Annotated in this window: 10 protein-coding genes; 2 read left to right on the forward strand and 8 right to left on the reverse strand. The window is 71.6% G+C overall.

The window, feature by feature from the left end; all coding sequences use genetic code 11:
- The first annotated feature begins 122 nt into the window (after positions 1-122).
- Together ABZ194_RS08945 and ABZ194_RS08950 are read left to right on the forward strand one after the other, a co-directional pair.
- Complete coding sequence (locus ABZ194_RS08945; protein WP_355593984.1) at positions 123-2,960, forward strand: CDP-glycerol glycerophosphotransferase family protein; 2,838 nt, start codon at positions 123-125, stop codon at positions 2,958-2,960.
- On the forward strand, positions 2,957-4,111 hold the full coding sequence (locus tag ABZ194_RS08950; RefSeq protein ID WP_355593986.1) for a glycosyltransferase: 1,155 nt from the start codon (positions 2,957-2,959) through the stop codon (positions 4,109-4,111). Before ABZ194_RS08945 ends, ABZ194_RS08950 begins: the two co-directional genes overlap by 4 nt.
- Here the strand turns inward: ABZ194_RS08950 and ABZ194_RS08955 are convergent.
- The 8 genes from ABZ194_RS08955 to ABZ194_RS08990 all read right to left on the reverse strand — a co-directional run bounded on the left by ABZ194_RS08955 (position 4,101) and on the right by ABZ194_RS08990 (position 14,796).
- Positions 4,101-5,144, reverse strand: a complete 1,044-nt coding sequence (locus ABZ194_RS08955) for a sulfotransferase (protein ID WP_355593988.1) — start codon at positions 5,142-5,144, stop codon at positions 4,101-4,103. The two genes, ABZ194_RS08950 and ABZ194_RS08955, sit on opposite strands and share 11 nt — an antisense overlap.
- 2 nt (positions 5,145-5,146) lie before the next feature.
- Positions 5,147-6,157, reverse strand: a complete 1,011-nt coding sequence (locus tag ABZ194_RS08960) for a sulfotransferase (RefSeq protein ID WP_355593990.1) — start codon at positions 6,155-6,157, stop codon at positions 5,147-5,149.
- A 25-nt stretch (positions 6,158-6,182) separates the two neighbouring features.
- The gene (locus ABZ194_RS08965) at positions 6,183-6,962 is read right to left on the reverse strand and encodes a CDP-alcohol phosphatidyltransferase family protein (RefSeq protein ID WP_355593992.1); all 780 of its coding nucleotides are present in this window, start codon (positions 6,960-6,962) and stop codon (positions 6,183-6,185) included.
- A gap of 102 nt (positions 6,963-7,064) precedes the next feature.
- Positions 7,065-8,636, reverse strand: a complete 1,572-nt coding sequence (locus tag ABZ194_RS08970; protein WP_355593993.1) for a hypothetical protein — start codon at positions 8,634-8,636, stop codon at positions 7,065-7,067.
- On the reverse strand, positions 8,572-10,020 hold the full coding sequence (locus ABZ194_RS08975; RefSeq protein ID WP_355593995.1) for a hypothetical protein: 1,449 nt from the start codon (positions 10,018-10,020) through the stop codon (positions 8,572-8,574). Before ABZ194_RS08975 ends, ABZ194_RS08970 begins: the two co-directional genes overlap by 65 nt.
- A complete protein-coding gene (locus ABZ194_RS08980; RefSeq protein WP_355593997.1) occupies positions 10,008-10,355 on the reverse strand; it encodes a DUF2304 domain-containing protein in 348 nt (115 codons plus the stop codon). Before ABZ194_RS08980 ends, ABZ194_RS08975 begins: the two co-directional genes overlap by 13 nt.
- Positions 10,352-11,104 (reverse strand): glycosyltransferase family 2 protein, encoded by a 753-nt coding sequence (locus ABZ194_RS08985; protein WP_355593999.1) that lies wholly within the window; start codon positions 11,102-11,104, stop codon positions 10,352-10,354. The genes ABZ194_RS08980 and ABZ194_RS08985 overlap by 4 nt, the downstream gene beginning before the upstream one ends.
- A 2-nt stretch (positions 11,105-11,106) precedes the next feature.
- Complete coding sequence (locus ABZ194_RS08990) at positions 11,107-14,796, reverse strand: CDP-glycerol glycerophosphotransferase family protein (protein ID WP_355594001.1); 3,690 nt, start codon at positions 14,794-14,796, stop codon at positions 11,107-11,109.
- Between the last annotated feature and the right edge of the window lie 143 nt (positions 14,797-14,939).

Here is a 14,939-nt window from a genome sequence, read left to right on the forward strand (position 1 = left end):
CGGTCCAGGCCCGGGGCCCGCCCTTCGGGACCTTGGCATATCGGACCGGAAACTATTAAAAATAGGCCAATAAATCCATAAGCCAGACAATGGTCTCCCCGGCCGGGGGAACACCTCAAAGCGTGATCAATGGTCCGGACTGCAGCGTGGTCGTCATCACCTACAACGACGCCACGCGGCTGCCCAGGGCCGTGCGGTCCGTGCTGGGCCAGTCGCTGCGGAACGTTGAAGCGATCATCGTGGACGACGCGAGCACCGACGACACGGCACGGATGGCGCGAAGGCTCCAGCGGGAGGATCGAAGGGTCCGCTACCTGCGGCGGGAGGTCAACAGCGGCGGTTGCGGAGCACCGCGGAACGACGGCGTCGCGGCGGCCCGCGCGCCGTACGTCATGTTTCTCGACAGTGACGACGAGCTGACCCGGCACGCCTGCAAGAGCATGCTGCTGGAGGCCGAACGGACCGGCGCGGACTTCGTCACCGGGCAGATCTCCCGGTTCTACGACCGGAGCGGCAAGACCAGGCGCTACTACCCCGAACTGTTCACCCGCCGCAGGACCGTCGAGGGGATCGCGCGGGAGCCCGAGATGTTTCTCGACTCCTTCAGCACCAACAAGCTCTACCGGGCCGAGATGCTCAGGCGGCTGCCGTTCCGGGAGGACCTGCACTACGAGGACCACGTCTTCACCACCGAGCTCTACTGCGCCGCCCGGCGGTTCGCCGTAGTCCCGTGGGTGGTCTACCTCTGGCATCGGGCGGCGGAGGAGAGCGAGTCGCGGCTGTCGATCTCGTTGAACATCGGGGAGATGGACAACGTCCGGCAGCGGATCCGGGCGGCCCGCCTCAGCGACGGCATCCTGCGCGAGAACGGCCTCGGCCACCTGGTCACCGCGCGGCAGCGCCGGTTCGTCCGCCAGGACCTGCGGGTCTACCTCAACCCGCTGCCCTCGCGTGGCCCGGTGTGGGCCGAGGAGTTCGCCTCGCTGGTCCGCCCCTACCTGGCGGAGCTGGAACCGGCGGTGTTCGAGCCGGTCGACCCCGTCGTCCGGGTCTGCTGCCACTTCATCCTCGACGGCCCGGCCGACGAGCTCGTGGTGGCCGCCAGGTCCCTGAGCGAGCCGAAGGCCGCGCCGCGCTTCGCCGTGCGGGAAGGCGGGCGGACCTACTGGGGCACCGCCCAGGCCCGGGAGCTGGACATCACCTCGCTCCGGATGGCCGAGCTGCCCTACAGCGCGACCCGGCTCCGCCACGAGGCCGCCTTCGACACCGATGGCACGCGGATCACGTTGACGGTCAGGACCTACGACCCGTTCGGAGTGCTGGCCGCCACCCCGGACTGGAGCGCGTTCATGGAGTTCAAGAACCACCGGGTGAGGCTGGCACCGCGCGCGCAGGACGACGGCAGCCGGCTGAGCGAGGTGACCGTCGACCTCTCCAGGCTGCGGCAGGGCCGCCTGGGGCATGACAGCCACTACGACCCGAAGATCTCGATCGTCCGCGCCGACGGCCGGATCACCTCGGACCGGCTGCTTGTCGATCCGGCCGCCGAACCGGTCACGATCGCCTTTCCCTGGCACCGGGTCACGGTGCGGGCGCAAGGACAGGCCGCGTTCCTGCGGGTGCGGTGGCGGCGGGAGGGGCTGCTCCGGTGGGTGGCGCCCCTGCTCGGCAGGGCCCGCGACAGTCTGGTGCGACGGCTGAGCGGACCCGATCTGAAGCTCCGCGTCTACAAGACGCTGATCAGGGTCGTCCCGCCCCGCGAGGACCTGGTCCTGTTCGAGTCCGACGTCGGCGCCGGCTGCACCGGCAGCCCGCGCTACATCTACGAGGAGCTCAGGCGGCGGCGGGTGCCGTTCGACATGGTCTGGTCGGTCGCCGCGAACCGGCGTAACTTCCCCTCGGACGCCGGGCTGGTGCGGCGGATGAGCTGGCGCTACCTGTGGACCATGGCGCGAGCGGGCTACTGGGTGGACAGCCACGGCCTGCCGCTGGCCTACCCCAAGCCCACCGGAACCCGCTACCTGCAGACCTGGCACGGGCAGGGACTCAAGACGGTCGGCTTCGACGCGCCCGACCTGCGCGCCGACTTCGCCGAGCCCAGGGCGCGCTGGCGGGCGGCCGTGGCGCGCTGGGACGCGCTGGTCTCGCCGAGCGCGGAGTTCGAGCGGATCTTCCTGCCGTCCAACGGGTACGAGGGGCCGGTGCTGAGGTACGGCTCGCCCCGGTGTGACGTGCTCGTCCACGGCGACGAGGACGCGGTACGGCGGGCGAAGGACCGTCTGGAGATCCCTCGGGGACTCAGGGTGCTGCTGTACGCGCCCACCTACCGGGACCGGGCGAAGTCCTCGGGGATGTCGGTCCGGGCCGACCTGGACATGATGGCCGAGGCGCTCGCCGGAAGCTGGGTGGTGATCCTGCGCACCCACCCGGTCGAGCGCTACCGGGTGCCTCAGCGCCTGCGCCACTTCGTCCGCCCGGCCGGATCGTACCCTGAGGTCAACCACCTGATCCTGGCCTCGGACGCGCTGCTGACCGACTACTCGTCGCTGATGTGCGACTACGCGGTGACCGGCCGGCCGATGCTGTTCCTGATCGACGACTGGGACGAGTACCGGCGCGTGGAGCGGGGCGCCCACCACGACCTGCCCGCGATCGCCCCCGGCCCCTGCCTGACCACCACCGAGGAGCTGATCCACGCGCTGCGCGACCTCGACGCCGTGGCCGCGTCGTTCGCCGCGAGATACACCGAGTTCCACCGGCTGTGGTGTTCGGATGAGAGGGGCCACGCCACCGCGAAGGTGGTGGACGCCTTCTTCGGCCCCGCTCCGCGCCCCCTCCCCGATCCGGTGGAGAACGGCGCTTCCGCGGGTGACCGGAGAGGGGCGAAGGAGCGGGAGCCGGCACGGAGCAGGGGCTCGGCGGGCGACCGGGATCCGCTCCCGCCGGGGTGGCGGCGGTGAGCGGCCGGCCGAGGTCCGTCCTGTTCGCCTGCATGGACGCCGACACGCTCGGCGGGATCCAGCGGGTGACCCACACCGTGGCGCAAGGGCTGGCCGAGCGGGGGTACGACGTCCACGTGCTCGGACTGCACCGGGCCGAGACCCCGTTCCGCTACGTGCGACGGCCCGGCTACCGGCAGCACGTGATCCACCGCACCCCGATGGGCGGCCTCTCGTGGCTGGGGACGCGCCGGGAGCGCCGCCGGCTCGGAAGGCTGCTGCGCGAGCTGGGCCCCGGCTTCGCGGTGCTCACCTCGCCGGGCGTGGTGTCCCGGCTCAAGGACCTGCTCCCCGAACGGCTGCTGCCCATCGGGCAGTACCACGGGTCCTACGAGCACGCGCGGGGCTCCTGGCACCTCGGCTCGGTCCGCGGCCACTACGGCGACCTGGAGCAGGCGGTGTTCCTCAGCGAGGACGACGCGCGGCTCTTCTCCGAGCACGCGCTGCTGCCCAACACCTGGGCGATCCCGAACCCGCTGCCCGCCTGGCCGGAACGGACCGCCACGCTGACCGGTCACCGGGTGCTCGGGGTGGGCAGGCTGGAGGGCGTCAAACGGTTCGACCGGTTGATCTCGGCCTTCGCCGAGGCCCGCCGTACCGTGAACACCGTGAACACCGGGAACACCCGGCACACGGGGGGCGGGGGCACGGACGGGGACGGGGACTGGGAGCTGCGTCTGATCGGCGAGGGCACGGAGCTGGAGAGACTCCGGGCACACGCGAGGGCGTGCGGAGTGGCGGACCGGGTGGTGTTCCGCGGCGCGGTGCCCGCCGCCGACATGGGCCGCGAGTACGCGAACGGGTCGGTGCTGGGGCTGTCCAGCGAGCACGAGGGGCTGCCGCTGGTGCTCGGCGAGGCCGCGTCCCACGGCGTGCCCTCGGTGGCGTTCGACGTGTCGGGCGGGGTGCGGTCACTGGTCGTCGACGGTGAGACCGGCCTGCTGGCGCCCCCGGCGGACGTGCCGGCCCTCGCCGCCGCGCTGGCCCGGCTGACGGCCTCGGAACGGGAGCGGCGGCGGCTGGGCACCGCCGCTCGCGCCCATGCCGAGGCGTTCCGCCCCGAACGGGTTCTGGACCGCTGGGAGACGCTGTTCGACCAGGTCACCCGTTGACGGTGGCCGGCTCGTTGCGCGGCAGGGGCACCCCGGCCAGCACGAGCTGACCCGAGGTGAGCCGGGCGCCGAGCGGGTTCGGCTCGCGGAGCCGTACCAGCCGGTCGAAGGCCACCCGTTTGACCCGGGACAGTTTCCGCTTGGCCGCGGTCCGCTCGTAGGCGACCATCCGCGAGGTCTCGGTCTTCGGCGCCCCGCTGAGCTCGTAGCCGTAGGCTTCCAGCCGGTCGCCGAGGACGCTCTCGCAGAGCGAGACCTCCCAGGGGTCGAGCCGTTCACGCCAGGTGCCGGTCCGCGAGGTGGTCACCTCGTCGCGGGTACGCGCGTGCCAGGACTTGTGCGCGGGGCAGGCGACGTCGGCCACCCGCCTCGGCTCGCACATGTCCGGGCCGTAGTCCTCGCCGAGAAAGTCGCAGAGCCTGCGCAGGTGGGCCTCGGGGTCCGCCGTCAGGTCCTCGTACCGCAGCTCGTGGTAGCTGCCCTCCGGGAGCTTCGGCGCGCCGTGCCGGGCGAAGTCGATCGCCTCGGCCCAGGCGGCGACCGCGCTGTAGACGCTCCCGCTGTACCAGGGCATCTCCTTCAGCGACGCCACGCAGTCCCGGCCGTCCCTGATCAGGTGGACGAACTGGGCGTCGGGGAAGAACCTGAGCAGCACGTCGATGTTCTGGAAGTAGGAGGGCCGTTTGTCCCCCCAGCGCGGCTTGCCGTGGTGGGCCGCGTAGAAGCGCAGCACGATTCCCAGCGCCGAGCCGAGCGTCGGCGGTCCGGCGACGATCTCCTTGACCACCTCCTCCCCGTCCAGCCGCAGCTCGTGGAAGCGCGACTGCCGGCGGTTGACCACCCATTCGGCCAGCTCTCGCCTGCGCGCCGAATCGTTCAGATCGCCGAAGTGCAGCCGCCGCTGGTAGGCGGTGACCATGAACCGGGTCTCCGGGGGAATCGCGATGCGCGGGTGGGCGTGCAGCATGAGCTGAAGCATCGTCGTCCCCGACCGGGGACAACCCACGATGAAGATCGGTCGATCCGACTGCATTCTCAGACCTTCGCCAGTTCGCCCAGCTGCCGGGTGGTGAGCTGCGCGGCCACGGGGCTCGGCTCGCGGAACCGGTTCAGGCGGTCCCGCATCTCCTTGCGCCGCCGCGCCCAGCGCCGCTTGGCCGCGGCCCTCGCGCAGGCGTCGACATGGGTCTTGCCGGCCTTGGGCGCCCCGCTCAGCTCATAGCCGTTGGCGGTCAGCCGCTCGGCCAGCACGGTCTCGCAGACCGAGACCTCCCACGGCTCCAGCCTCGCCTTCCAGGAGCCCGACCTGGCGGTGGTCACATCGCCGTGGGTGTTGCTGTGCCAGACCTTGTGCTGCGGGATCGCCATCCGGGCCACGTGGTACGGCTCGCTCATCGCCGGGTCGTACTCCTCGCCGAGGAAGTCGCACAGCTTGCCGAGCTCGGTCTCCGGGTAGGCCGTCAGGTCCTCGTAGCGCAGCTCGTAGTAGGTGTCGGCCGGGAGGTTCCTGGCGTGCCTGCGGCCGTAGTCGATCGCCTCGGCCCAGTTGGTCACCGCGTGGAAGACGTCCTTGGTGTACCAGGGCATCTCCTTCAGCGACGCCACGCAGTCCCGGCCGTCCCTGATCAGGTGGACGAACTGCGCGTCGGGGAAGAGCCGCGTCAGCAGGTCCACGTGGTGGTAGTAGCTCGGGCGCTTGTCGCCCCAGCGGGACTTGCTGTGCTGCTCGGCGTAGGAGCGGAAGGTGATCCCCATCGCCGAGCCGAGCGTCGGCGGCCCGGCGACGATGTCCTCGATCAGCTTCTCTCCGTCGATCTTGAGCTCCTTGAACTTGGTGTCCTTGTCGCTCACGATCCACCGGCCCAGCCTGCGCCGGTTCCCCTGCTCGCGCAGGTCCCCGAAGACGAACCTGCGGTAGTAGCCGGGCACCACGAACCGGGTTTCCGGCGGCACCGCGATGCGCGGGTGCGAGTGCAGCATGAGCTGCAGCATGGTGGTGCCGGAACGCGGACAGCCGATCACGAAAATCGGTCGGTCGGACTGCATGACAACGAACCCCCGTAGAAGATGATCAGACAGCTACGCGCTGCGTGTTTTCCGGGCGCGGCACGGCGGGCACGGCCCTGGTGAACAACCACATCCGGTAAATCAGAAAGACCTCGTTCAGCAGGAGCAGCACCCCGGCCACGATCGACACGGGGACGAGCGCCGCCGTCCCGATCAGCGGGCCGACCACGAACACGGCGGCGTGGAACTCGATGCCGCTGATCAGGTGGCTGCGCACCCGGTGCCGGGTGAGGAGGCGACCCGCCCTGCGACGCAGGCCGGGCCTTCTGAGCGGCCGGTACGCCAGGGAGCGGGCGCTCTCCGGCCGCTCGGGGCGGTTCTCCCTGACCACCTCGCGAACACGCTTCATCTGCGGCGCGTTCACGTAACGGAACAGGTCGAGGACGGCCACCCCCGCGCCGAGCAGGATGTAGGAGACGTCTCCGGTCAGCGCGTACTGCCCGGACGCCAGACCCGCCGCGCAGCAGACCACGCGGATGCGGTCGCCCACGTAGTCGAGCCAGAGCCCGAACGCGGTGCCCGTCTCCTTAAGCCGGGCGATCTTCCCGTCCATGCAGTCGATCATGAAGCTCACGTAGAACAGCGCGGCCCCCGCCACGAGCTGTCCGAACGCGAAACAGACCGCCGACCCCAGTCCCAGGACCAGCGACAGACGGGTGAGCCCGTTCGGGGTGACGTCGGTGTGGTTGGCGATGAGAAGCGTGAGCCTGCACGCCACCGGGTCGACCAGGAAAACCGTCCACCAGGAGTCTCTTCGTTTCCGGGTCGCGTGAACGTCGTTCAACGAATAGGCCCTCATGCCTTCCAGAATGGCCACCCAGAGTGATCGAAGGTTGACACTCTGGCGCCATGAGGGAATCTCCATACCGGTTCTTGACCGGCAGCGTCACCCTGAGGCGTGCGGGCCCGTGCCGCCGAGGTCACGCGGCCCCCCGCCGGGGCCGCTCCGGCCCCCTCCGTAACCGGGCAGCAGGGACAGGAACAGGACGCCGATGATCATCGGCGCCACCATGTAACGGTAAAGCTGCGCGGGGTTGGCCAGCAGCACGCCGAGCTGCTGACCCAGGACGACGGCCGCGAGCACCATCACGGTCCGGTCCCGGCGGGCGTGGGCGTGGGCGACGACCACCGCGTAGGCGAGGTAACACCAGATCGCGCCCCGCCAGAACAGCCACACCAGCCAGGGCTCCCGGGCGGCGTCCCGGAACGCGGTCGCCGCGTCGCGCAGCGGGGCCGACAGGGGGCGCGGGGCGAGAATCGGCCGGTAGGGGCCGGCCCTCATCTCGGCGTTCCAGCGCGCCCAGCCGAACAGGTCGTCCGGCACACCGACACCGTGCACGGCCGTCCGCGCGGAGGGCCCGCCCGCGCCCTCGACCACCTTCCACGCGATCGAGCCCCGGCAGAGCCGCGCGGCGGCGACCACGGCGGGCGTACGCAGGATGACCCGCCTCCAGAGCGCGATCAGCTCCCCGTTGCGGGCGTCGGCGGCGGCGGTGAACCCGGGGCGCTGCGTGGTCGGGTCCGTGGTGTGACAGTCGGCCGATCCCCGCCAGTGGGACAGGGGCGCGACCCCGGCCATCACCGCGGTGTCCCTCGGGGTGAAGGAGTCCCTCGCCCGCTTGAACGCGACCGCGATGTCGCCGTACGCCGTGGCGTAGGTCAGGCTGGGCGGGGCACCCGGTATGCCCATCGCGGGGAAGACCACCCCGGTCAGCGTGAACGCGAGCAGCAGCGGCACGCCGACGACCGCGAGCAGCCGCAGGCGCGTCCCCCGTAGCGACCAGACGATGAGCGGCGCGGCGATGGCGACGAACAGGAACCCGTTGTTCCTGAAGACCACCATGCCGGTGAGCTCCGCCCCGAGCGCCACGAGCGTGGCCGTGGTCCGGCGCGACACCAGCCGGGCGAGCGTCGCCGTGGCCAGCACGGCGCAGACGGTGAACGGCACGTCCTTCCAGACCGTCACCACGAAGGAGCCGGTGGCCGGCAGCACCGGAACCGCGATCGCCGCCAGACCGGCCGCGATCGGCGGAGCGCCGAGCCCGCGCAACGCGGAGGCCGCGTAGGCCAGCGCCCCGGACATCGCGACCGTCTGCGCGAGCGTGAGCGCGCCGAGATCGCCGGTGAGCCGCAGCGAGAGCCAGACCAGCCCGTCGTAGGCCACCGAGTGGTTGGCCATCCAGTGGCCGGTGGTGACGTGCCACACGTAGGAGATCGAGTCGTAGCTCATGAGGCCGGGGTAGAAGGCCGCCCACCAGAGCAGGAAGAGCACCTGGGTGCTCAGCAGGACGATCAGTGGCAGGCGGCCGGAACCCGCGGCCGGGACCGTCCCAGCCCCGGTGGAGGCCCCCTCAGCCCCGGCGGCGGGAGCCCGAGTTCCGGCGGAGGCCCCCTCAGCCCTGACTGAGGCCGTCCCGGCCCTGACGGCGGGCGCCTGACTCCTGAGGCGAGCGAGCATCTCTCTCCCATGAACGTGCGAGGACCGGTCCCTGACGTGGGAGAACCGGCTGTGAGCATGCGGAGACCCGTTCCGGGCGGGCCGGGCGGGCCGGACGGGCGGTGGCCGGACGGGGTGCCGACGTCACGGCCCGACGCAGGCGCAGGCCGAGCAGGGTCGCGATCACGGCGGCGGAGAGCGCCATGGCCGACTCGACGCGGGGAACGACCGGCAGCGGGACCAGGCAGCCGGCGCCGAAGGCGGCCAGACCGGCCGCCCAGCCGGCCGCGTTGAAGCGGTGCAGGCCCAGCGCGACGATCCCCGCCTGGAACATCAGGCACGCCATGTGGCAGCCGCCCACCAGGCTCAGCGCCACGAGGTCGAGCGTGCCGACGCCGTATCGGGGGCCGAAGGTCAGCCGGAGCAGGCCGGGTCCGGCCAGGCCGCCGACCCCGGCGCAGGCCACGCCCAAAACGGCGATCGCGCCCAGCCCGCGCAGCAGTTCACGCCGGAACAGCGTACGGTCGCCGAGGGTCAGAGCCCTGGTCCAGGCCGGTACGAGCACCGCCTGAACGGCCTGGAAGGCGAAGACCGGGACCCGGGCGAGCACGACGGCGGCCAGGAACCGGCCCGCCGACTCGCGGTCGGCCGGGCCGGACAGCACGGCGACCGCGAGCACCGGGACGTTCGCGACCGCCTGGGCGCACACCGAGCCGGCGATCAGCCAGCCGAGGTTGGCCGACAGTTCCCGCCAGGGGGCGGGTGGGCCGGGCCGGAGCGCGGGCCGCACACCGGGGACGGTCAGCGCGACCGCGACGGCCGGGGCCAGGGCCAGAATCCAGGCGTAGGGCATCGGCGCGGTGCAGCCGAGCAGCGCCAGGGCCAGGCAGGCGGCCGTCCGCACGGCCCCTTCGGCGCCGAGCTGCCCGGAGTACCAGGCGTGACCCGAGATCCCGGCCCCCCGCGCGGTTCCGGCGGTTCCGGTGAAGACGCCGCGGGTCAGGTGGCCGGCCGCCATGGTCGCGCTCGCGGCGAGCACGACCGCGAGGTAGCCGTGGTCGCCGGAGAACAGCGGGCCGGCCGACGCGGGCGCGCAGGCCACGGCGGCCAGGGCGAGCAGCAGGACGAGCAGTCCGGCGGCGAGGGCGGCCCGCAGTACCACCGGACGGCCGCCCTCGCCGAGCACCGCCCGGCGCGCGAGCGCGCGCCCGAGTTCCTGCTCGAAGGGGAGAAAACAGCCGATCCCAACCGTGTAGACGACGGTCCAGAGCGTGGTCAGGTCGCCGAAGGCGGCCGGTCCGGTGGCGCGGGCCGCGACGGCCAGGTAGACCAGGCCCGACGCTCCCAGCACCGCCAGCCCGGCGGCCACCGTCGGCGAGCCGGACGCGCCGCCTACCCGCGCCACGTCGTCCCGGACGATTCCAGCCGGAGCAGGGCGACCTGTTCGGCGAGCGTCCTCGTCCGCTCCTCCAGGCGCCCGACCTCTGAGCTGAGCTGGATGTTCACCGCCACCAGGACGAGGCTCCCGACGAAGAACAGCAGGTTGGCCGGGACCTGGACACCGGTGATCCGCGCCGCGGTCACCAGGACGTCCGGCACCAGCGCGATCGTCGCCATGACCGCGGCCAGCAGGACCCAGAACACCGCGTACTTCTCGCGGAGCCTTCTGCGGCGCAGCATCTCGAAGATGACGACGACCGTGATCACCGCTCCCAGCAGGCCCAGGGTGTAGGCGCTCACACCCGTGCCCCCCGTCTCGCGGCGGGCGCGGGGTCGGCCGGCACCCGCTCCCAGCGCCGGACGAGCGCCAGGCCGAGCGCGACCACGACACGCGCCAGGTAGGCGAACGCCCGTATCGGCGACTGGCTGGCCTCGCCGTACCAGCGCTCGCGCATGGCGACCGGGATCTGGGCGACCGAGCATCCGCTGCGGAGCGCGATGACCAGCGACTCCAGCGTGTCCCCGAGATACTCGACGGGGTAGTGCGCGGCGAAGACGGCGATCGTCCGGCGGTTGGCCGCCCGGAAGCCGCTGGTGACGTCGGTCAGGCGGGTTCCGGCGGGGATCGAGACGGCCCTGGCCAGCAGGCGCATGGCCAGTCGCCTGGCGACCCCGGCGGCGGTGTAGTCCCCCACTCCGGCGAACCGGGAGCCGATCACCAGGTCGGCCCCCTCCAGCGCCGCGACCAGCGAGGGGATGTATCCCGCGTCGTGCTGGCCGTCGGCGTCGACCTGGACGGCGACGTCGTAGCCGTGCTCCAGGGCGTAGCGGTAACCGGCCCGCATGGCCCCGCCCACCCCCAGGTTGTACGGCAGGCGCAGCACCGCGACCCCCGTCTCGGCCGCCCTGGCCGCGGTGGAGTCGGCCGAGGCGTCGTCGACGACGACCACGTCGGCCCCGGCGCACACCCGGTGGAGCTCGTCGATCACGAGGGCGATCGACCGCTCCTCGTTGTAGGCGGGAATGACGATCAGCAGGCGGTCCGGCACGGTCACCTCCGGAAGACGTGGTCGAGGACGCGCGCGGAGGCGTTTCCGTCGTCGAGATGGCAGAAGCGGTCCCTGAAGGCGCGGTGGGCGGCGGCGTGGGCCGAGACGGTCCCCTCAAGGTCGGCCAGCGCGCCGATCACCTCGTCGGAGGTGTTCAGCAGCGGCCCCGGCGCGTGTTCGGCGAGGTCGAGGTAGAAGCCGCGCAGCCGTTCGCGGTAGTGCTCCAGGTCGTAGGTGAACAGGAGGATCGGACGGCCGGTGCCCGCGTAGTCGAACATGACGGACGAGTAGTCGGTGATCAGTACGTCGGCCACCAGCAGCAGATCCGTCACATCCGGATATCTGGTGACATCGAGGAACGGGTCGTCCGGACCGGTGGGCCGGGACACCTTGGAGGTGTGCAGGTGCCCCCGGAAGAGGAACACGTGGTCGTCGCCGAGCACCCGGCGGGCCCTGCCGAAGTCCAGCCGCATGTCCGGCTGGTACCCGCCGCCGGAGAGGCCCTGGTCGTCTCGCCAGGTCGGCGCGTACAGCACCACCTTCCGGTCCGGGGAGACGCCCAGCGCCCGCCGGACCCGCGCGGCCTCCCGCCGCCCCTCCGGCCGGTGCAGCAGGTCGTTGCGGGGATAGCCCGATTGGAGCACCGGCCCGTCGTAGCGGAAGGCGCGGGAGAAGATCGGTGTGCTGAAGGAGTTGGGCGAGAGCAGCAGATCCCACTTCGCCACCTCCAGCGAGAACCTCCGCAGATAGTCCGCCCCGTTGTTGAAGCGAATGTCGGGGATGTCGTGGGCGATCCGCTTCAGCGGGGTGCCGTGCCAGGTCTGGACGTAGACCTGGCCCTCGCGCTTGACGAACCAGTCCGGCGCGTTCTCGTTGGAGAAGACGTGACTCGCGTGGGCGAGCGCCTCGTAGTGGGCGCGGCTGCCCCGCAGCACGACCCGGGCGTCCCCGGGCGGCCGTACCTGGCCGTCGGCGGAGATCCAGACGCACTCGCGGTCGTCGCCCCTGCGCCGCAGTTCCTCGTATATCGCGCGCGGGCTGTCGGAGTACTGGCGGCCCCGCCAGGACTCGAAGACCACGAGATCCCGGAGCGGCTCCCTCCTGAGGGCCGGGTAGTCGCGCTCCGCGAGACGGCGCTGGGCGTAGCGCCCCCCGTCGGCGCCGAGCGCGGGCTGGACGTCGACGGCGACCCCGCTCGCCCGGTACGCCCGTACCCGGAACGTGTGAACCCCGGCGCTCCGGGTGCCGGGCAGGCGGCCGAGCAGGCTCTTGGCCGCCCTGAGGGGGACGAGCCCCCCGTCCGACTCGATCATGATCTCCCACCGGCCGCCGGCGAGCGGGACGAGGTCTCCGTACAGGTCGAGCCCGGTGAGCGAGACCGCTGCGGCGAACCGCTCCCCCTCCCGGTCCAGCGGCACGCGATGGATCCCGCCGCCGCCGACCCTGCGCAGCACCAGCCGAGCCCGCGGATCGGCGACCCCGGGGCACCGTCCCGCGACGAGGAGCCTGCCGTCCGGGGCCCAGGCGAGGTCGGTCGTCATCGGCCGGACGGGCCTGGCCACCGCGGTGAGGGTGCCGAGCCTGGTCGCCAGGACGCAGACCTCGCGGTCTCCCACGATCGCGTACTCCTCCGCGACCGTGAACTCGGTCGTCAGCCTGCGCGGCCGGTCGGAGCCAACGTCGACGAAGAGGTCCCAGTTCAGGTCGGGGTAGATCCGTGGATCGGCCGCCTCGCCACCCGCCAGATCGGGCGGGAGCAGCTCGGCGACCGGCAGCGGGGCGCTGAAACCGATCCGCCCGCCGCCGAGCGCCCGGCAGGCGGCGGGGATCCTGAGCTCCCGGTGACCTCGCCGCAGGCGTGCCAGCAGCACCCCCGCTGAAACCTCCCCGGCCCCCTCCTCCCGGGTCTCCTCCCGGGTCTCCGCGGAACCTTCCCCGGCCCCCGCGGAACCCCCATCCAAGATCTCCACGGAGGGCTCTTCCGAAGATCCTTCCCGGCCGGGCGGGATGTCGGACGCCACCCAGCCGGACACCTCGATCACCCCCGCGCCGGCGGTGCGGATCCTCGCCACCGCCTGAATCCGCTGGACCTTGAACAGGACCTCGTCGTCGGGGTTCGTCTCCACCCGCAGGCACACCTCGGAGGCGACCCGGACGACCGGAAACCGGCGGACCTCGCTGATCGCGGTGGCCGTCGCCCAGCCGGACCGCCGGGTGGAGCGGGCGTTGACCTCGATCTCCAGCCGCCACCTAGCGTTACGGGAGGCGTCAGCCAGTACGGCGGGGTCGATGTCGACCTCGAAACCCGACCAGTCGTAGCAGGTCACGTCCTGATCGGAGGCCGCGGTCACATCCTGGCGGAGCACGCGCCCGGCCGGCAGCCCGATCGACTGCTCGGTCCGGAGGTTGCGCAGCGTCACGGTGATCTCCGACGCCTCCTCCACCGACAGGTCGATGCCCTTGATGTAGGCGCGGCCGGACACGCGGAGGCGGTGATCCGCGTCCCGCCAGTGGAGCTGGTCGATCCGGCAGACGAGGGAGAGGTCGCTGTCTCCCGCGCGGAAGACCTTCCTGGGCAGAATGCCCCGGTGCATCAGCGGATGGTCGGCGTACCAGCCGAACACGCGGCGGATCAGCCCGTAGGACATGCCCTGCCGCCGGGCGGCCAGCACCTCGAAGAACTCCTCACTCCGGCGGCGTTTCACCAGCTCGAACACGAGTCGTCGCTCCCAGGGAAGTCGGGACAGCACATCGGAGTCCATCCGCTCGACGAGCGAGCCCACGTTCTCCACCAGGCGCCCCCGGTAGTCCTCGTCGGCGTCCAGCACCTCGTTGACGTAGAGGTTGAGGTCACTGCGGAGCACGAACTCGTCGAACCGGCGCCGCAGCGCGGGGGACGCGTGCGCGGCCAGGAAACCCTGAACCCTGGTGATCGAGGCGATCCGGTCCTCCAGGTTGCCGGGCACGGTCCGGCTCTGGGTGATCGACGGATCCCCCGCCTCCCGCTGCCGCCAGTAGTAGATCGGGTCGTCGAGCACGTCGACGGAGCGGGCCAGCACGTGGGCCGGGATGGTGACGGGCGCGTCCTCGTAGAGGCCGGGCGGGAAGCTGAAATCGTGCTTCCGGTAGAAGTCGTGGCGGAAGACCTTGTTCCAGGCCGTACGGTCCAGCAGCAGCTCGGGCCGGGCGCTGACGTGAGTCCGCATCAGGGTCTCCCTGAAGGGCAGCGCGTGCAGGCCGGACCGCCAGGTCCCGGCCGAGTTGAGATACAGGACGTTGCCGCACGCGAAGTCGGAGCCGGACTCGCGCAGTGAGGAGACCAGCAGCTCGTAGGCGTCGACGGGCAGCACGTCATCGCTGTCCATGAAACAGAGGTACTCCCCGCTCGCCCGCAGCGCTCCGGTGTTACGCGCCGCGCCCAGACCGGCGTTCTCCTGCTTGACGACCCGGAAACGGTCGTCCTCCCCGGCGAACACGTCGGCGATGGCGGCACTGCCGTCGAGTGACCCGTCATCCACACAGATGACCTCAAGGTCACGGAGTGTCTGCCGGGCGATCGACGCCAGGCACTCCCGGAAGTACGGTTCCACATTGAAAAAGGGGACAACGACACTGAGAAGTGGCGACAAGGGGTCAGCCCTCCAGCGTTCTCGAAGTCCGGACCGGCCGCTGATCGCATGGTCGCGTCGCACGGGCGGATCCGGAACGGGGGCGGGCAGGTTCCACCTCGACGAGAATGCGGAAAACTCCCGATAGGCGCCCCGGCCATGTCGTTAAATGGCACGGATCTTGCCGACCCTTGACCCCTCACCCCCACCGGCCACCCGCGGAGCGT

The organism is Streptosporangium sp. NPDC006007 (genome assembly GCF_040614315.1).
Classification (GTDB): Bacteria; Actinomycetota; Actinomycetes; order Streptosporangiales; family Streptosporangiaceae; genus Streptosporangium.